At 73.1% G+C, this 17,241-nt stretch carries 14 protein-coding genes and 1 pseudogene; 9 read left to right on the forward strand and 6 right to left on the reverse strand.

The genetic code is table 11. The features are described 5' to 3' along the window. The first annotated feature begins 21 nt into the window (after positions 1 to 21). Positions 22 to 2,189, forward strand: a pseudogene (locus tag SSNG_RS30625) (EAL domain-containing protein). 28 nt (positions 2,190 to 2,217) lie between these two features. Here SSNG_RS30625 and SSNG_RS45010 read toward each other — a convergent pair. Next, positions 2,218 to 2,568 carry an FAD-dependent monooxygenase gene (locus SSNG_RS45010; protein WP_050779781.1) on the reverse strand — a complete coding sequence of 117 codons (351 nt, stop codon included), beginning with the start codon at positions 2,566 to 2,568 and terminating at the stop codon, positions 2,218 to 2,220. A gap of 58 nt (positions 2,569 to 2,626) precedes the next feature. Continuing rightward, the gene (locus SSNG_RS45015; RefSeq protein ID WP_007267824.1) at positions 2,627 to 3,283 is read right to left on the reverse strand and encodes an FAD-dependent oxidoreductase; all 657 of its coding nucleotides are present in this window, start codon (positions 3,281 to 3,283) and stop codon (positions 2,627 to 2,629) included. A 119-nt stretch (positions 3,284 to 3,402) separates the two neighbouring features. On the opposite strand from SSNG_RS45015, the gene SSNG_RS30635 reads away from it, so the two are divergent. Continuing rightward, entirely contained in the window at positions 3,403 to 4,062 is a 660-nt protein-coding gene (locus SSNG_RS30635) for a TetR family transcriptional regulator (RefSeq protein WP_007267825.1), read from the forward strand. Between the two features lie 51 nt (positions 4,063 to 4,113). After that, complete coding sequence (locus SSNG_RS30640) at positions 4,114 to 5,634, forward strand: AMP-binding protein (RefSeq protein WP_050779782.1); 1,521 nt, start codon at positions 4,114 to 4,116, stop codon at positions 5,632 to 5,634. Positions 5,635 to 5,829: 195 nt separating this feature from the next. Here SSNG_RS30640 and SSNG_RS30645 read toward each other — a convergent pair whose 3' ends face one another. Next, positions 5,830 to 6,711 (reverse strand): LysR family transcriptional regulator, encoded by an 882-nt coding sequence (locus SSNG_RS30645; RefSeq protein WP_007267827.1) that lies wholly within the window; start codon positions 6,709 to 6,711, stop codon positions 5,830 to 5,832. Between the two features lie 95 nt (positions 6,712 to 6,806). Between SSNG_RS30645 and SSNG_RS30650 the strand changes: the two genes are divergently transcribed. The 4 genes from SSNG_RS30650 to SSNG_RS43095 all read left to right on the forward strand — a co-directional run bounded on the left by SSNG_RS30650 (position 6,807) and on the right by SSNG_RS43095 (position 11,061). Continuing rightward, positions 6,807 to 7,511: a succinate dehydrogenase gene (locus tag SSNG_RS30650; RefSeq protein ID WP_007267828.1), complete on the forward strand. Its 705-nt coding sequence runs from the start codon at positions 6,807 to 6,809 to the stop codon at positions 7,509 to 7,511. 2 nt (positions 7,512 to 7,513) lie between these two features. After that, the gene (locus tag SSNG_RS30655) at positions 7,514 to 9,529 is read left to right on the forward strand and encodes a fumarate reductase/succinate dehydrogenase flavoprotein subunit (RefSeq protein ID WP_007267829.1); all 2,016 of its coding nucleotides are present in this window, start codon (positions 7,514 to 7,516) and stop codon (positions 9,527 to 9,529) included. Continuing rightward, complete coding sequence (locus SSNG_RS30660) at positions 9,526 to 10,266, forward strand: succinate dehydrogenase/fumarate reductase iron-sulfur subunit (RefSeq protein ID WP_007267830.1); 741 nt, start codon at positions 9,526 to 9,528, stop codon at positions 10,264 to 10,266. Before SSNG_RS30655 ends, SSNG_RS30660 begins: the two co-directional genes overlap by 4 nt. Positions 10,267 to 10,398: 132 nt before the next feature. After that, positions 10,399 to 11,061: a hypothetical protein gene (locus tag SSNG_RS43095; protein WP_206731347.1), complete on the forward strand. Its 663-nt coding sequence runs from the start codon at positions 10,399 to 10,401 to the stop codon at positions 11,059 to 11,061. Positions 11,062 to 11,077: 16 nt separating this feature from the next. Here the strand turns inward: SSNG_RS43095 and SSNG_RS30670 are convergent, their stop codons facing one another. Both SSNG_RS30670 and SSNG_RS30675 read right to left on the reverse strand, forming a co-directional pair. Next, complete coding sequence (locus tag SSNG_RS30670) at positions 11,078 to 13,486, reverse strand: excinuclease ABC subunit UvrA (RefSeq protein WP_007267832.1); 2,409 nt, start codon at positions 13,484 to 13,486, stop codon at positions 11,078 to 11,080. A 10-nt stretch (positions 13,487 to 13,496) separates the two neighbouring features. Further along, complete coding sequence (locus SSNG_RS30675) at positions 13,497 to 14,516, reverse strand: MsnO8 family LLM class oxidoreductase (RefSeq protein WP_007267833.1); 1,020 nt, start codon at positions 14,514 to 14,516, stop codon at positions 13,497 to 13,499. 90 nt (positions 14,517 to 14,606) lie between these two features. On the opposite strand from SSNG_RS30675, the gene SSNG_RS30680 reads away from it, so the two are divergent. Continuing rightward, positions 14,607 to 15,101 (forward strand): hypothetical protein, encoded by a 495-nt coding sequence (locus SSNG_RS30680; RefSeq protein ID WP_007267834.1) that lies wholly within the window; start codon positions 14,607 to 14,609, stop codon positions 15,099 to 15,101. A gap of 196 nt (positions 15,102 to 15,297) precedes the next feature. Here the strand turns inward: SSNG_RS30680 and SSNG_RS30685 are convergent, their stop codons facing one another. Next, positions 15,298 to 15,513, reverse strand: coding sequence for a dodecin (locus SSNG_RS30685; protein WP_042802362.1), 216 nt, complete (start codon positions 15,511 to 15,513; stop codon positions 15,298 to 15,300). Between the two features lie 171 nt (positions 15,514 to 15,684). Between SSNG_RS30685 and SSNG_RS30690 the strand changes: the two genes are divergently transcribed. Further along, entirely contained in the window at positions 15,685 to 16,941 is a 1,257-nt protein-coding gene (locus SSNG_RS30690; protein ID WP_007267836.1) for an extracellular solute-binding protein, read from the forward strand. Positions 16,942 to 17,241: the final 300 nt, after the last annotated feature.

Genomic DNA, 17,241 nt, shown 5'->3' on the forward strand with positions numbered 1-17,241 from the left:
CCGCACCAGGGCCGGGCGCCGGTGCGCGAACGGGGCAGCGGGCTGGAGGACCGGATCGCCCGCTTCGCCACCATCTGGGGCCGGGCGATCTTCCCCGTCACGGCGACCTCCCTGACCCGCCCCGAGTTCGAACAGCACCTCGTCCCCCTCACCCGGACCCTGACCGAGGCCCTGCACGCCCGCCCCTTCGACGCGGGTGTCGCCCAGGGCGTGGGCGCCGAGCTCGTCGCCGTGCACTGCACCGACCCCGAGGCGCTCGCCGGCACCCTCGGGGTGGTCGAGTCCTACCTCGTGCTCTACTGCGGGCCCGACGGCGCCGGGACCGAGAGCAGGGAGGAGTACCGCTCCCGCTGCGCCCGGCTCCAGCACGGCATCGCCGCCGGCTTCGCCCGGGCGCTGCGCGAGCGCACCCTGCGGGAGCAGGAGGCCATCGCCCGCTCCGCGCTGACCGCCCGCACCGACGCCCAGCAGGCCCTTGCACGCCAGCGAGGAGCGCTTCCGGGCGGTCTTCGAGGGCGCGGCCGTCGGCATCGGCATCGCCGACCTCGACGGCAACGTCCTGGAGGTCAACGACACCCTGCTGAAGATGTTCGGGCGGCCTGGAGGGCCACGTCCGCAGCCGCAACGGCAGCGAATGGGGCCACCCCGACGACACCCCGCACGTCTGGCGGATGTACGGGGAGCTCGTGCGCGGGGAACGCGAGCACTACCGCGTCGAGAAGCCCTACTACCGCCACGACGGCACCGTGCTGTGGACCAACCTGACGGTGTCCCTGCTGCGCGACGCCGACGGAGTGCCCCAGTACCAGCTGGCCCTGATGGAGGACACCACCGAACGCCGGCTGCTCAACCTCCGGCTGCGCTACGAGGCCACCCACGACGCGCTGACCGGCCTGCCCAACCGCACGCTGTTCTTCGAGCGGCTGGAAAAGGCCCTGGGCGGCCCGCCCGGCAGCCGCTTCGGCCTGTGCTACCTCGACCTGGACGGCTTCAAGACGGTCAACGACAGCCTCGGCCACTCCGCGGGGGACCGGCTCCTCGTCGAGGTCGCCGACCGGCTGCAGAGCTGCGCCACCGGACCGGGCGAGGTCGTGGCCCGCCTCGGCGGCGACGAGTTCGTCGCCCTCACCACCAGCCCCGCCGGCAGCGGCGAGGACCCCGGCGAGAAGGTGACCGACCTCGCGGTGCGCATCCTGTCCGCGCTCTCCACCCCCATCCGGCTGGAGGGCAGGGAGTTGTCGGTGCGCGGCAGCATCGGCATCGTCGAGGGCTGCGCGGGGGAGCGCACCCCGGCGGAGGTGCTGCGCAGCGCCGACATCACCATGTACCGGGCCAAGGCGGCCGGCGGCAACCGCTTCGAGTTCGCCGACGCGGAGGCCGACGCCCGCGCCATCACCCGCCACGGCCTGACCAACGCCCTGCCGGCGGCGCTGGAGCGCGGCGAGTTCTTCATCGAGTACCAGCCCCTGGTGCACATGCACGACGGCAGTGTGCACGGCGCGGAGGCGCTGGTGCGCTGGTCGCACCCCCAGTACGGGGTGCTCGGCCCGGACCGGTTCATCCCGCTCGCCGAGCGGACCGGGCTGATCGTGCCGCTCGGCCGCTGGGTGCTGGAGGAGTCCGTCCGCCAGGCCCGGACCTGGCAGCGCCAGCACGGCGGGGCCGCCCTGCGCGTCAACGTCAACCTCTCGCCGACCCAGCTCCACCACCCCGGCCTGGTCGCCGACACCGTCCGGGTGCTGGAGGCCTCCGGGCTCGCCCCGGGCGCCCTGTGCCTGGAGGTCACCGAGTCGGCCCTGATCGGGGCCGACGACGAGCTCCTCGAACCGCTGCGCCGGCTCGCCGCGCTCGGCGTGGACATCGCCCTCGACGACTTCGGCACCGGCTACTCGAACCTGGCCAACCTGCGCCGCCTGCCGGTCAGCGTCCTGAAGCTGGACCGCTCCTTCACCCAGGGGATGCAACAGCAGCCGGCCGACCCCGTCGACGTCAAGATCGTGGAGGGCATCGTCTCCCTCGCCCACAGCCTGGAACTGGCGGTGACCGTGGAGGGGGTGGAGACCGGCGCCCAGGCGGCCCAGCTCCGCGCCCTCGGCTGTGACACCGCCCAGGGCTGGTACTACGCCCGCCCCGGCGCCCCGGACCGGATCCACGCCCTCTCCCTCTCGGACGCGGTCCCCACCCCCTGAGCCGGTCCCGGCCGGGGTCCCGGTGAGGTCAGCCCAGACCGGCCTCCGTTCCCCGGCCGGGCTCGCGCACCGCGGCCAGGACCCGCCGGTGCCGCTCGGAGGTGTCGGCCAGCACCCGAGCGGCCGCCGGCAGCCGCTCGGCCTCGTACCCGTCGAGTACCCCCGCCCCGGCCTCCCCGGCCAGGGCCGCGCCCAGCGTCCGGCCGAGGGCCATCGCGTCCTGGATCCCGGTGTTCATCCCGAGCCCGCCGGCCACCGAGTGGACATGGGCCGCGTCCCCGGCGAGGAAGGCCCGCCCCTCGCGCATCCGGGCGGCCCTGCGGACGTTGACCCGCCAGAGGGAGAGCCAGGCCGCCCCGGCGAGCCGTATCCCCTCCATCCGGGCGTGCCGGGTCGAAGAGCTCGCTGGAAGCCCTCCAGTGAGGGCGGCACCGGGTTCACCGTCGGCGTCCGTCTCGGGTGAGGCCTGGAGCTGGAACACCGGGCCCCGGTATCGGACAGAGCATCACGGCCCCGCCGTCCGAGGTGAACCACTGGTGCCAGACGTCCCGGCTCAGGCCCGGGGCCGTCACGTCGCCCAGCACCATCGTCCCGGTCTCCTCCGTGTCCCCCTCGAAGGCGATCCCGAGGAGCCCCCGGGTCGTGCTCCGGCCGCCGTCGCAGCCGGCGAGGTATCCGGCGCGGATCGAGCCGCCGTCCGCCAGCCGCGCGGTCACCCCCTCCCGGTCCTGCTCGATCCCGGTGACCCGGGCGCCGTACTCCACCCGGACGCCGAGGGAGGCGAGACGTTCGCGCAGGACCTCCTCGATCTGCCACTGGCCCATGAACAGGATGTCCGTCAGCCGCGTGTCTTCGGCGTGCGCGCCGTCGAAGTACTTGCGCAGCACCAGCTCCCGGCCCACCTCGGAGATCCGCCCGAGCACGCCGAGGTCCGCCATCGCGTCGAGGCCGTCCCGGTTGAGGCTCTTGCCGCGGGACTCGCGGTGCGGACCGGGCCGCCGGTCGAGCACGCGGACCGGGATGCCGCGGCGGGCGAGGTCGCAGGCCAGTGTGAGTCCGGTGGGTCCGGAGCCCACGATCAGTACGTCGCTCATCGGAGTGTCCTCTCCTCGGGTGCCGAATCGCTCGATGAACCAAGGAAAGCGCGACCCGGGCAAAAAAGCAACCGGGTAATTAAATTAACCTGGTCATTGTTTCGTGGTACGGTGGGTGCATGCAGAACACCACGGGTTCGCGCACGGGACTGCGCGAGAGCAAGAAGGCACGCACGCGGCAGCAGCTGGCCGCCACCGCACTCGAACTCTTCCTCGAACGCGGCTTCGACGCCGTGTCGGTGGCCGACGTCGCCGCCGCGGCCGAGGTGTCCAAGCCCACCCTGTTCCGGTACTTCCCGAGCAAGGAGGACCTGGTCCTCGACCGGTTCGCCGACCACCAGGACGAGGCGGCCCGGATCGTGCGCGAGCGTCCGGAGGGACTGACCCCGGTGCGGGCGGTCCACGAGCACTTCCTGGCGGCACTCGCCGAGCGGGACCCCATCACGGGGCTCTGCGACCACCCGAACGTGCTCGCCTTCCAGGAGCTGCTCTACTCCACCGCCAGCCTGCAGACGCGGATCGCCCACTACACGGCCGGCGAGGTGGAAGCGCTCACGGCCGCCCTGGAGGCGGAGGAAGTCCCCCCGTTCACCGCGCGGCTGGCGGCGCTGCACCTGGTGACCGTCCGCCACGAGCTGGGCAGGGAGAACTGGCGCCGGATCTCCGCCGGCCAGAGCGCCGACGCGGCCTACCCCGCCGCCGTCGCCGAAGCCGACGGGGCCTTCGCCATGCTGGCCGACGGACTCGACCGGACCCTCGGCCCGCTCATACCCTCCTGACACCGGCGGACGGGACCGCCGGTAAAGCCGGGTCGCGGAGTGGGTGAGCGCATGGTCGCCAGGTATGTCACCGAACTGATCGGGGCGTTGGAGCGCCACGGCGAACGGCCGGCGATCGGCGCCGGCGCCGAGGTCCTGCGGTTCCGCGAGGTACTGGACGCCGTGTACCGGCTGGCCGGGGCGCTGGCCGACGCCGGCGTCCGGCGGGGCACGGGCCTGGCTTGCGTCACGGGCGGCAACAGGCCGGAAGCGCTGCTGGTGCGGCTCGCCGCGCACGTGCTGGGCGCGCGGCTGACCCAGGTCGTGGGCGGTCCGGCCGTCCACGGCGTGGAGTTCATCCTGCGTGACTGCCGCCCCGCCCTGGTGCTGCACGACGTCCCGGTGCCGGAGACGGGTGCGCCCCGGCTCGGCCTCGACGGGCTGCTCGCGGCGGCGGCCGCACGCGAGCCCGCGGAGGTACCGGTGCGGGCGCGGGAGGAGGACCTCGCCCGCGTCATGTACACGGGCGGAACCACGGGACGGCCCAAGGGGGTGGCCTCCACCTTCGGGGCCCTGGCGGCGCGCGACACCGGGCGCGGAGCCCGCTGGACGGAGTCGGTGTACCTCTCGGTCACCACCCTCGCCCAGCGCTCCGGCGGCCGGTGCCTGGAACAGCTGCGGGCCGGCGGCAGGGTGGAGATCCTCGACCCGTTCGCGCCGCGGGAGTTCGCCGCCGCCTGCCGGCGCCTGGGCCGGGTGTCCACGTACCTGACGCCCCCGATGCTCTACCGGCTGCTGGACGACCCGGCGACCGCCGAGGGGATCCCGGGCCTGGAGGCCGTCTCGTACGGCGCCTCGCCCGTCCTCCCCGAGCGTCTGCGCGAGGCCGTGACCCGGTGGGGCGTGCGGTGGCGGCAGGGCTACGGGATGAACGAGGCGGCAGTGATCTGCCGGCTCACCCCCGGCGACCACGAGGCGGCGGTGGCCGGCCGCCCCGAGCTGCTGGCATCGGCGGGCCGCCCCGTGGCCGGGGTGGAAGTCCAAGTGCGGGACGACCGCGGCGCCGTACTGCCCGCCGGCCGCCCGGGCGAGGTGTGGGTGCGCTCGGAGACCGTCATGTCCGGCTACTGGAACCAGCCCGCCCTGACGGCCGAAGTGCTGCGTGGTGGATGGCTGCGCACCGGGGACGTCGGGCACGTCGGTGACGGCGGGTACCTCTACCTCGACGACCGGGTCAAGGACATCGTGATCGTCAACGGCGCCAACATCTACTGCCTGCCGGTCGAGGCCTCCCTCGCACGGCACCCCGCGGTGGCCCAGGCGGTGGTCGTCGGCCGCCCCAGCGCGCTCACCGGCGAGGAGGTCTGCGCCTTCCTGGTGCCGGCCCCCGGCCGTGAGCCGAGCGGGGCGGCTGCCGCCGGAGCCTGCGACCTCGTGGAGCGGGACCTGGCCCCGGCCCACCGCCCGACCGCCGTGTTCTGGGAACGGGAAATCCCCCTGACCGCCCGCGGCAAACCCGACAAACGGCTCCTGCGCCGACGCGCGGCATCCGGGCCGCCCGAGCCGGCCCCCACCGGGGGTGGTCCGGCCTGACCCCAAGACGGCCTGAACCTTGTCTGACGGATGATCTGGCGGGCACGCCACCCCGACGCACCGTGCGACGCGCCTACGGGCCCTGGACGATCAGCCGCTCGCCGTGGGTGTTGCGGATGCGCAGCGGAGCGATCGCCCGGTACTCCGGCGAGTCTTGTTCCGCGCCCGGCCCGGGTGCCCGGCCCGCCGGGCCGCTCAGTCGCCCACCAGCATGCGCTTCAGTTCGCGGGCCGCCCGTGGGGGTGCCACGTCCGTGCGGTGGGCCAGGGCGATGGTGCGGCGCAGCGGGGAGCCCGCGAGGCGGGTGGCGCGCAGGCCCGGGCCGGCGTGCTCCACCACCATGGCCGGAACCACCGCGATGCCCAGCCCGGCCCGGACGAAGCCCAGGACCGCGTCCATCTCCCCGCCCTCCACCGTGAACACCGGCTCGAACCCGGCGGCCCGGCACGCCGCCACCGTCAGGTCCCGCAGGTCGTAGCCGTGGCGGAACATCACCATAGGCTCCCCGCGCAGGTCGGCGATGGCCGGCTCCCCGCCGCCCGCCGGGGGCGGGAGGTCCGCGGACGAGACCACCACCAGGTCCTCCGTCAGCAGCTCCACCGTGGTCAGCGCGGGCGCGGACGGCGGTAGCGGCAGCGCGATCAGGGCCAGGTCCAGCACCCCGCGCGCGAGTTCCCGTACCAGGTCCAGGGAGCCGCTCTCCTCGATCAGCAGCTCGATGCCCGGGTGCGCCGTGTGGAAGGCGCGCAGCACCCCCGGCAGCAGGCCGGTGCACACGCTCGGGGTCGCCCCCAGCCGCACCCGGCCGCGCCGCAACTGGGCCAGTTCCTGCACCTCCAGCCGTGCCGTGTCGGCGTCCGCGAGGATCCGCCGCGCCAGCGGCAGCAGCGCCTCACCCGCGTCCGTCAGCGCGATGTTCCCCCGCGCCCGGCTGAACAGCTCGGCGCCCAGCTCCCGTTCGAGCGCCTTGATCTGCTGGGACAGCGAGGGCTGCGCCACGTGCTCCCGTTCTGCGGCGCGGGTGAAGTGCCGGGTCTCGGCGACGGCCACGAAATAGACCAGCTGCTGGAACTGCATGCCCCCAGACTAGCGCCATCCATAGGGACTGCCTATCGCGATCAGCTCCACCATGTCTTGGACCTCTCGGGACCTTGGTCCTTACCGTCGAGGGCATGGCTCTGGCAACGCGGACGGATCGACGGCCGTCCACCACGCGCACGCTCTGGGACTCCACCGTCGGCAAGAAGTCCGTGATGGCCGCATCAGGCCTCGTCATGCTCGGCTACCTCGTCGTGCACATGCTCGGCAACCTGAAGATCTTCTTCGGGGCGGACGAGTTCAACGGCTACGCCCACTGGCTGCGCACCCTCGGCTCCCCCTTCCTGCACCACGAGTGGGCCCTGTGGATCGTCCGCGTCGTCCTGGTCGCCGCCGTCGTCGCCCACGCCGTCTGCGCCTACCAGCTCAGCCGCCGCGACATCAAGGCCCGCCCGGTCAAGTACGCCCGCAAGCGCCGCCGCGCGAGCTACGCCACCCGCACCATGCGCTGGGGCGGGATCATCCTCGGCCTCTTCATCGTCTGGCACCTGCTCGACCTGACCACCCTCACCGTCAACGAGCGGGCCTGGGCCGGCCACCCCTACGAGAACGTCCTGTCGACCTTCTCCACCTGGTACGGCAACACGATCTACATCGTGGCCGTGGCCGCGCTCGGCCTGCACGTCCGCCACGGCTTCTGGAGCGCCGCCCAGACCCTCGGCGCGGGCAACGCCCGGCGCGACCGGACCCTGAAGTCCCTGGCCAACGCGCTGGCCCTCGTCCTCTTCGCGGGCTTCGTGTCCGTCCCCGTCGCCGTCATGACCGGAGTGGTGAGCTGACCATGAGCACGCAGAACGGCAAGTACCCAGAGCACACCGAGCACACCGAGCACACCCAGCACACCGAGCACACCGAGTACGCCGCCTACACCACCGGCGAGCCCGTCCGCGACACCAAGGCCCCCGACGGCCCGATCGCCGACCGCTGGGACCGCCGCCGCTTCGAGGCGAAGCTGGTCAACCCGGCCAACCGCCGCAAGCACACCGTGATCGTCGTCGGCACCGGCCTGGCGGGCGCTGCCGCCGGCGCGACCCTCGCCGAGCAGGGCTACCACGTGGTCCAGTTCTGCTTCAGCGACTCCCCGCGCCGCGCCCACTCCATCGCCGCCCAGGGCGGCATCAACGCCGCCAAGAACTACCGCAACGACGGGGACTCCGTACACCGGCTCTTCTACGACACCGTCAAGGGCGGCGACTTCCGCGCCCGCGAGTCCAACGTCCACCGCCTCGCCCAGATCTCCGTGGAGATCATCGACCAGTGCGTGGCCCAGGGCGTCCCCTTCGCCCGCGAGTACGGCGGCCTCCTCGACACCCGCTCCTTCGGCGGCGTCCAGGTCTCCCGCACCTTCTACGCCCGCGGCCAGACCGGACAGCAGCTGCTGCTCGGCGCCTACCAGGCGCTCTCCCGGCAGATCGCCGCCGGCAACGTCGAGCTGCACGCCCGCACCGAGATGCTCGACCTGATCACCGTCGACGGGGTGGCCCGCGGCATCGTCGCCCGCGACCTGGTCACCGGCAGCATCGACACGTACTACGCCGACGCCGTGGTCCTGGCCAGCGGCGGCTACGGCAACGTCTTCTACCTCTCCACCAACGCCATGAACTCCAACGCGACCGCCGTGTGGCGGGCGCACCGGCGCGGCGCGTACTTCGCCAACCCCTGCTTCACCCAGATCCACCCCACCTGCATCCCGCGCACCGGCGACCACCAGTCCAAGCTGACCCTGATGAGCGAGTCCCTGCGCAACGACGGCCGCATCTGGGTCCCCAAGGCCAAGGGCGACACCCGTCCCGCCGCCGACATCCCCGAGGCCGAGCGGGACTACTACCTCGAGCGGATCTACCCCTCCTTCGGCAACCTCGTCCCCCGCGACATCGCCTCCCGCGCCGCGAAGAACGTCTGCGACGAGGGCCGCGGCGTCGGCCCCGGCGGACAGGGCGTCTACCTCGACTTCGCCGACGCCATCCGCCGCATGGGCCGCGACAAGGTCGCCGAGAAGTACGGCAACCTCTTCGAGATGTACGAGCGGATCACCGCCGAGGACCCCTACGAGGTCCCGATGCGGATCTACCCCGCCGTCCACTACACGATGGGCGGACTGTGGGTCGACTACGACCTCCAGACCACCGTCCCCGGCCTGTTCGCGATCGGCGAGGCCAACTTCTCCGACCACGGCGCCAACCGCCTCGGCGCCTCCGCCCTGATGCAGGGCCTCGGCGACGGCTACTTCGTGCTCCCCTCCACCATCAACGACTACCTCGCCCGCCACCCCCACCCCGAACCGGTCGACGACAGCCACCCGGAAGCCGCCGCCGCGGTCCGCGAGACCCGCGACTGCCTCGCCAAGCTCCTCGCCGTCGACGGCGACCGCACCCCCGACTCCTTCCACCGCGAGATCGGCGAACTCATGTGGGAGTACTGCGGCATGTCCCGCACCGAGGAGGGCCTGCGCAAGGCCCTCGCCCGCATCCCCGAGATCCGCGAGGAGTTCTGGCGGCGGATCAAGGTCCCCGGCAGCGGAGAGGAGTTCAACCAGTCGCTGGAGAAGGCCAACCGCATCGTCGACTACCTGGAACTCGCCGAGCTGATGTGCCTCGACGCCCTCCACCGCGCCGAGTCCTGCGGCGGCCACTTCCGCGAGGAGTCCCAGACCCCGGACGGCGAAGCCGCCCGCCGCGACGAGGAGTTCGGCTACGCCGCCGCCTGGGAGTACCGGGGCACCGGCACCGCCCCCGTCCTGCACAAGGAAGACCTCGTCTTCGAGTACGTCCACCCCACCCAGCGGAGCTACGCATGAAGCTCACCCTGCGCGTCTGGCGCCAGCAGAACCCCGACGCCCCCGGCGCCATGGCCTCCTACGAGGTCGACGGCATATCGAAGGACATGTCCTTCCTGGAGATGCTCGACACCCTCAACGAGGACCTCATCCTGCGCGGCGAGGACCCGGTCGCCTTCGACCACGACTGCCGCGAGGGCATCTGCGGCGCGTGCAGCCTCGTCATCAACGGCGACGCCCACGGCCCCGAACGCACCACCACCTGCCAGCTCCACATGCGCTCCTTCGCCGACGGCGACACCATCGACGTCGAACCGTGGCGGGCCTCGGCCTTCCCGGTGGTCAAGGACCTCGTCGTGGACCGCAGCGCCTTCGACCGCATCATCCAGGCCGGCGGCTACATCACCGCCCCGACCGGCTCCGCCCCCGAGGCGCACGCCACCGCCGTGCCCAAGCCGGCCGCCGACTCCGCCTTCGAACACGCCGAGTGCATCGGCTGCGGCGCCTGCGTCGCGGCCTGCCCCAACGGCTCCGCGATGCTGTTCACCTCCGCCAAGATCAACCACCTGAACGTCCTCCCGCAGGGCTCGCCGGAACGTGAGACGCGCGTGCTGGACATGGTGGCGCGGATGGACGACGAGGGCTTCGGCGGCTGCACCCTGACCGGCGAGTGCGCCACCGCCTGCCCCAAGGGGATCCCGCTGCCGTCGATCGCCGCGATGAACAAGGAGTGGCTCCGCGCCCTGCGCAAGGCCTGAGCGTCCACCCCGACCCCGTACGGGCCCGCCCTGGGCCGATCGGCTGACCCGATCCGCCGACCGGGCGCTCGTACGGGCCGTACGCCGCGCCGCGCCCCGGCCCGGTCCGGTGCGTGGGGTTCAGTGGACCCCATGCCCCAAGCCCCCGCCGGGTCCGGACCGCGCCGCCGCACCGCGCTGGCCGCCGCCCTCGCCTGCCTGGCCGCGGCCGGCTGCACGGCCGAGGACACCGCGACCCGCCGGAGGCCGCCCGGCCCCGCCCCCGGCCGGCCCGCCGACAGGGACGCCCTCGTCATGGTGATCCGGCACGCGGAGAAGCCCTTCGCCGGAGCCACCGGCGAGGACGACGAGGGCAACGAGGACCCCGGCTTCCTCGCCGGCCGGGGCCGCCGCCGCGCGGAAGAGCTGACCCGGCTCTTCGGACCGGCCCACAGTGCCCGGCTGCCCCGGCCCGCCGCGCTGTTCGCGACCGGCGGGCCGCGAACCGCCCCCGCCCGGTCCAGGCAGACCCTGGCGCCCCTGGCCACCGCCCTGCGGGTCCCCGTACGCACGCAGTTCGCGCTCGGCGCCGAAACAGGGCTGGCGCGGGCCGTACTGGAAGCCCGGACGCCCGTACTCGTGTGCTGGGAGGCCGCCGGGATCCCCCGCCTGGTCCACGCCCTCGGCGCGCACCGCGTCATCGGCGTCCCCGCCGCCTGGCCCGACCGCTACGACCTCGTCTGGACGCTCACCCGCACGCGCGGCGAGTGGGCCTTCCGCGAACTCCCGCAGGAACTGCTTCCCGGCGACGCCTGAGCCGAACGGACACGACCTACAGCCCCAGCGCCCGCGCCAGGTAGGGGGCCGTGCGGGAATCCGCGGATGCGGCCACCGCCGACGGCGGACCCGCGGCCGTGATCCGGCCGCCCTCCGCCCCACCGCCCGGCCCCAGGTCCACGACCCAGTCCGCGCCCGCCACCACCTCCATGTCGTGCTCCACGACCACCACCGAGTGCCCCGCGTCCACCAGCCCGTGCAACTGCCGCAGCAGCACCCGCACATCGGCCGGGTGCAGCCCCGTCGTCGGCTCGTCCAGCAGGTACAGGGTGTGGTCGCGGCGCAGCCGCTGCAGCTCCGTCGCCAGCTTGATGCGCTGCGCCTCGCCGCCCGACAGCTCCGTCGCCGGCTGCCCCAGCCGCAGGTAGCCCAGCCCGATCTCCTCCAGCGCCCGCAGACTGCGCGCCGCCGCGGGAACCTCCGCGAAGAACCCGGCCGCCGCCTCCACGGTCAGCCCCAGCACCTCGGCGATGGTGAGCCCCGCATAACGCACCTGAAGCGTCTCGGCGTTGTACCGGGCGCCCCCGCACGTCGGGCACGGGGCGTACGTACTGGGCAGGAACAGCAGCTCCACCGAGACGAAGCCCTCGCCCTGGCAGGTCTCGCAGCGCCCGCCCGGCACGTTGAAGGAGAACCGGCCCGCCTTCCAGCCGCGCGCCCGCGACTCGGGAGCCGCCGTGAACAGCTTGCGGACCACGTCGAACAGGCCCGTGTACGTGGCCAGGTTCGAGCGCGGGGTCCGCCCGATCGGCTTCTGGTCCACCTCCACCAACCGCCGCACCGGGAAGCCCGGTTCGGCCAGCCGTCCGGCGACCTCGCCCGCCAGCACCTGCCCCACCAGCGTGGACTTCCCCGAACCGGACACCCCCGTCACCGCCGTGAACACCCCGAGCGGGAACTCCACGTCCACACCCCGCAGGTTGTGCCGCTCCACGCCCGACAGCCGGATCCCGCCGGCTGCCGTGCGCGGGGTCCGCCCGAGGCCGGACGCCGGAGGCGCGAACAGGTGCCGCGCCGTCGCCGACTCCGCGACGGCCGCCAGCTCCGCCGGGGGCCCGCTGTACAGCACCCGCCCGCCGTGCTCCCCGGCCAGCGGCCCCACGTCCACCACCCAGTCGGCGCGGCGCACCACGTCCAGGTGGTGCTCCACGACGAAGACGGTGTTCCCCGCCCCCTTCAGCCGCTCCAGCACGCCGAGCAGCGCCTCGGTGTCCGCCGGGTGCAGCCCCGCCGACGGCTCGTCCAGTACGTACACCACCCCGAACAGCCCCGACCGCAGCTGGGTGGCCAACCGCAGCCGCTGGAGCTCGCCCGCCGACAGGCTCGGCGCGGTCCGGTCCAGGCTCAGGTAGCCGAGCCCGAGCTCCGCCACCGGCGCGATCCGCGCGCGCAGATCCCCTGCCAGCACCCGCGCCGCCTCGTCCGCCGCCGGCGTGGCGGCCAGCACGCCGTCCAGGTCGTCCAGGGGCAGCGCCGCCAGCTCCGCGATCGTGCGGCCCGCGAAGGTCACGGCCAGCGCCTCCGGCCGTAGTCTGCGCCCCTCGCACACCGGGCACGGGGCGTCGGTGAGGAACTTCTCCGCGCGCGCCCGCAGCGTGGCGCTCTTGGTGTCGGAGAACGTCCGCATCACGTAGCGGTGGGCGCTCATGTACGTGCCCTGGTAGGGTCGTTGGATCCGGTCGGCCTCCCGCACCGGGTGCACGGTGACCACCGGCTGCTCCTCGGTGAACAGGATCCACTCGCGGTCCTCGGCCGGCAGCTCCCGCCAGGGTCGGTCCACGTCGTGGCCGAGCACGTCGAGGATGTCGCGCAGGTTCTTGCCCTGCCAGGCGCCCGGCCAGGCGGCGATGGCTCCCTGACGGATCGACAGGCCGGGATCTGGTACGAGGAGTTCCTCGCTGGTGCGGTGGATGCGGCCCAGCCCGTGGCAGGAAGGGCAGGCGCCCGCGGCCGTGTTGGGGGAGAAGGCGTCCGAGTCGAGCCGCTCGGCGCCCGGCGGATAGGTGCCGGCCCGCGAGTACAGCATCCGCAGGGAGTTGGAGAGCAGCGTCACCGTCCCCACCGAGGACCGCGAACCGGGGGCGGACCGCCGCTGCTCCAGGGAGACAGCGGGCGGCAGCCCGGTCACCGAGTCCACCTTCGGGGCGCCGATCTGGTGGATCAGCCGGCGCGCGTAGGGGGCCACCGACTCGAAGTAGCGGCGCTGCGCCTCGGCGTAGAGGGTGCCGAAGGCCAGGGAGCTCTTCCCGGAGCCGGAGACCCCGGTGAAGACGGTCAGGGTGTCGCGCGGGATGTCCACGTCGACCCCGCGCAGGTTGTGCTCCCGGGCACCGCGTACCCGTACGCAGGGATCGGGGGCGTCCGGCCGGCCGGGCTCGGCGGGGGTGTCGGGGGAGTGGTGCATCCGCCCCAGTTTAGAGCCCCGGGCTCCCGGGCCGGGTCCGGCTCAGCCCGGTGATCCGGGCCAGCCGGGTGAAGGAGTCCAGCAGGGCCGTGCGGTCGTACGTGGAGGTGGTGACCAGCAGCTCGTCCGCCCCGGTGGCCTCGGCGACCCCGGCGAGGGCGGCGGCCACCTGCTCCTCCGTGCCGGCGACGTGCCCGGCGAGTGCCCCCTCGTACAGCTCCCGCTCCTTCGGGGTCATCTCCAGCGCCGCGACCTCCTCCGCCGGGCGCAGGGGCGGGAAGCTGCCCCGGGTCCGGGAGCGGGCCAGCGCCCAGGCCTCGGGGAGCAGGATCCGCCGGGCGGCCTCCTCGGTGGCGGCGACCGCGACCGTCCCGGAGACCACCACGTACGGCTCGGCCGCCCACGGGGACGGCCGGAACTCCTCGCGGTACCGGCGCACCGCCTCCGCGACCCTGGCGCGGCCCCGCAGGTCGCCGACCACCACCGGGAGTCCGGCCCGGGCGGCGATTCCCGCGCCCTCGCCGGTGGCCAGGACGAAGGGCGGGATCCGCAGCCCCTCGGCGGGCCGGGCGTGCACCTCGGGGTGGGAGCGCTGGGTGCCGTCGATCCAGCCGAGCAGCTCGGCCAGCTGCTCCTCGAAGCGGTCGGCGTCGGCGGTGTCCCGGCCGAGGGCGCGGCGGATGCCGCCGGTGAAGCCGACGGACCGGCCGAGGCCCATGTCGATCCGGCCGGGGAACAGGGCTTCCAGGACCCCGAACTGTTCGGCGACCACGAGGGGTTGGTGGTTGGGCAGCATCACGCCGCCGGTCCCCACCCGGATCCGACGCGTGGCGGCGGCGACGGCGGCGGCCAGCACGGTGGGCGCGGAGCCGGCGACGCCGGGCACGCTGTGGTGCTCCGACACCCAGAAGCGGTGGTAGCCCAGCCCGTCCGCGGCGCGGGCGAGTTCCACGGTGTCGCGCAGGGCCTCGGGGGCGGGGTGCCCCTCGCGGGTGCGGGACCGGTCGAGGATGGAGACTTTTCGGATCACACCCGTCTCAACGCGCGGCGGCGCCGGTGATTCCCCCGGCCCGGGTCGCGCTGTCGTCCGGTTGTCGTACCGCACGCCTAGGCTGCGTGCATGACACAGACCCCGTCCGGCCGTCCGCTGGCCGTCTTCGACATCGACAACACCCTTGCGGACACCAGTCACCGCCAGCACTTCCTGGAGGGCCGTCCCCGTGATTGGGCGGGGTTCTTCGGGGCGGCGCCGGCCGATCCGCCGCTCGCCCGGGGGGTGGCGCTGGCGGTGGAGAGCGCGGCCGACTGCGAGGTGGTCTACGTGACCGGGCGGCCCGAGCGGTGCCGTGCCGACACCGCCGACTGGCTGGCCCGGCACGGGCTGCCGGAGGGCCGGGTGTGGATGCGCGGCAACCAGGACCGGCGCCCGGCCCGGCTGACGAAGCTGGAGGTGCTCCGGCGCATCGCCCGGGGGCGCGAGGTGCGGGTGCTGGTCGACGACGACGAACTCGTCTGCGAGGCCGCCCGTGCGGCCGGCTTCCGGGTGCTCCTGGCGGACTGGGCGGCGGAGGCGCCGGAACTGAAGCAGGCGCAGGAGGGCGAGGGCCGCACCTGACGGCCCGTCGACCCCCGTGTGCCCGCCCGCGCCCGGCCCGTGCGGGCGGGGCGGGGGCGGGCGCGGCGTCCCTGCCCGCCTGCGTGCCCGCCTGTCCGCGCGCCCGCCTGCCCGCCTGTCCGCACGCCCGCCTGCCCGCCCTGTCCGCACGCCCGCCTGCCGTGCGCCCGTCGTCGGGCCCCGCGCGTCCCGTCCCTCAGTCCTCGCCGTCGAGGCGGAAGCCCACCTTGAGTCCGACCTGGTAGTGCGCGACCTGGCCGTTCTCGATGTGTCCGCGCATCTGCGTGACCTCGAACCAGTCCAGGTTGCGCAGGGTCTGCCCCGCGCGGGCGATCCCGTTCCGGATGGCCTGATCGATGCCCTCGTGGGAGGTGCCGACGATCTCGGTCACCCGGTAGGTGTGGTTGGACATGGGGGTCTCCCGCCAGTCGTCGCTGTTGCCTTGTTCCACGGTGCCCCAGTAAGCCCGGGTCCGCGAACTATGCGTGAACAATCCCGGGCGAAAGGGGGTTGACCCGTCCATTGGTCTATGCCAATTTCAAGCCATCTGAGATCCATCCCCAGAAGGTGACCCCTCGTGAAGATGCGCTTCCTCGCCGTGTGCACGGCCCTCGCGGCCGCGACCGCCCTCACCGGCTGCGGCCAGTCGGCGGGCTCCGACGGAGGCTCCGACGAGGTGACCCTGTGGCTGATGAAGGGCAGCGCCTCCGAGGACTTCGTCCAGAAGTTCACCGCCGACTTCGAGAAGCAGCACCCCGGCATCGACCTGGAAGTGAAGATCCAGGAGTGGAAGGGGATCGGCGACAAGGTCAACGCCGTCCTCGGCGGCAAGTCCAAGGACCGCGCCGACGTCATCGAGGTCGGCAACACCCAGGTCGCCCAGTACGTCGAGACCGGCGGCGTCTCCGAGGTCACCCTCGAAGGGCTGCGCGAATGGGGCAGCAAGGACTGGCTCAAGGGCCTCTCCGACCCGGGAAGCGTCAACGGGGCCCAGTACGGCGTCCCCTGGTACGCCGCCAACCGGGTGGTGATCTACAACAAGGACCTGTTCGCGGCCGCCGGGATCAAGACCCCGCCCAGGAACCGCCAGGACTGGATCGCCGCCACCCAGAAGCTCGACAAGGGCGACCAGCAGGGCATCTACCTGCCCGGCCAGAACTGGTACGTCCTCGCCGGGTTCGTCTGGGACGAGGGCGGCGACCTCGCCGTCGAGACCGGCGGCCGGTGGGTCGGCGCCCTCGACGACGAGAAGGCCCTCGCCGGAATGGACTTCTACAAGCAGCTCCAGGCCCTCGGCGACGGCCCCAGGAGCGGCGACGAGGAGACGCCGCCGCAGTCCGAGGTCTTCGCCCGCGGGCAGGTCGCCCAGATCATCGCCACCCCCGGCCAGGTCGCCCAGATCGAGGCCGCCAACCCGGCCCTCAAGGGCAAACTCGGCTTCTTCCCCATCCCCGGCAAGACCGCCGACAGGGCCGGCGCCGTCTTCACCGGCGGATCCGACCTGATCATCCCCGAGAAGACCGCCCACCGGGCCCGCGCCGTGGACGTAATCACCGCCCTGGTCAGCGAGAAGTGGCAGACCGAACTCGCCCGCACCATGAGCTACGTCCCCAACAAGACCACCCTCGCCCGCGTGGTCGAGGGCAACGACGGCGCCGCCGCCATGGCCCCCGGCGCCGCCCAGGGCCGCGCCACCCCGAAGTCCGCGCGCTGGGCCGAGGTCGAGGCCGACAATCCGATCAAGCCGTACATGACGGCCGTACTCAGCGGCCAGGACCCCCGCCAGGCGGCGAAGGCGGCCTCCGACACCATGAGCCGGGTCCTCAACTCCGACCGCTGACCCCCGAGGGGCGGGGACCCGCCGCGGCGCCGACCGCCGAGTTCAGCCTCCGCACATCCGGGAGCCGCCGGTCGGTCATGTCGAATCCAGCCGGTCACGGAAGAAGTAGAGGAGCCGGGCCCGCCACCTGCGGACCCGGCTCCCCGTGCCCGGATCAGGAGCAGCCATGACCATCGCCCCCCTGTCCCCGATCCCCCTCTATATATATGTATATATATATATATATATATATATATATATATATATATATATATATATATATATATATATATATATATATATATATATATATATATATAT

Source organism: Streptomyces sp. C (assembly GCF_000158895.1).
In the GTDB taxonomy this organism is placed as follows: domain Bacteria; phylum Actinomycetota; class Actinomycetes; order Streptomycetales; family Streptomycetaceae; genus Streptomyces; species Streptomyces racemochromogenes.

Excerpts from the sequence above, each read along its gene's own strand:
- SSNG_RS43095 (WP_206731347.1), top strand. The coding sequence starts at position 10,399 with ATGCCCCAAGCCCCCGCCGGGTCCGGACCGCGCCGCCGCACCGCGCTG.
- SSNG_RS30635 (WP_007267825.1), top strand. The coding sequence starts at position 3,403 with ATGCAGAACACCACGGGTTCGCGCACGGGACTGCGCGAGAGCAAGAAG.
- SSNG_RS30650 (WP_007267828.1), top strand. The coding sequence starts at position 6,807 with ATGGCTCTGGCAACGCGGACGGATCGACGGCCGTCCACCACGCGCACG.
- SSNG_RS45010 (WP_050779781.1), bottom strand. The coding sequence starts at position 2,568 with ATGGAGGGGATACGGCTCGCCGGGGCGGCCTGGCTCTCCCTCTGGCGG.
- SSNG_RS45015 (WP_007267824.1), bottom strand. The coding sequence starts at position 3,283 with ATGAGCGACGTACTGATCGTGGGCTCCGGACCCACCGGACTCACACTG.
- SSNG_RS30680 (WP_007267834.1), top strand. The coding sequence starts at position 14,607 with ATGACACAGACCCCGTCCGGCCGTCCGCTGGCCGTCTTCGACATCGAC.
- SSNG_RS30640 (WP_050779782.1), top strand. The coding sequence starts at position 4,114 with ATGGTCGCCAGGTATGTCACCGAACTGATCGGGGCGTTGGAGCGCCAC.
- SSNG_RS30660 (WP_007267830.1), top strand. The coding sequence starts at position 9,526 with ATGAAGCTCACCCTGCGCGTCTGGCGCCAGCAGAACCCCGACGCCCCC.
- SSNG_RS30690 (WP_007267836.1), top strand. The coding sequence starts at position 15,685 with ATGCGCTTCCTCGCCGTGTGCACGGCCCTCGCGGCCGCGACCGCCCTC.
- SSNG_RS30645 (WP_007267827.1), bottom strand. The coding sequence starts at position 6,711 with ATGCAGTTCCAGCAGCTGGTCTATTTCGTGGCCGTCGCCGAGACCCGG.
- SSNG_RS30670 (WP_007267832.1), bottom strand. The coding sequence starts at position 13,486 with ATGCACCACTCCCCCGACACCCCCGCCGAGCCCGGCCGGCCGGACGCC.
- SSNG_RS30655 (WP_007267829.1), top strand. The coding sequence starts at position 7,514 with ATGAGCACGCAGAACGGCAAGTACCCAGAGCACACCGAGCACACCGAG.
- SSNG_RS30685 (WP_042802362.1), bottom strand. The coding sequence starts at position 15,513 with ATGTCCAACCACACCTACCGGGTGACCGAGATCGTCGGCACCTCCCAC.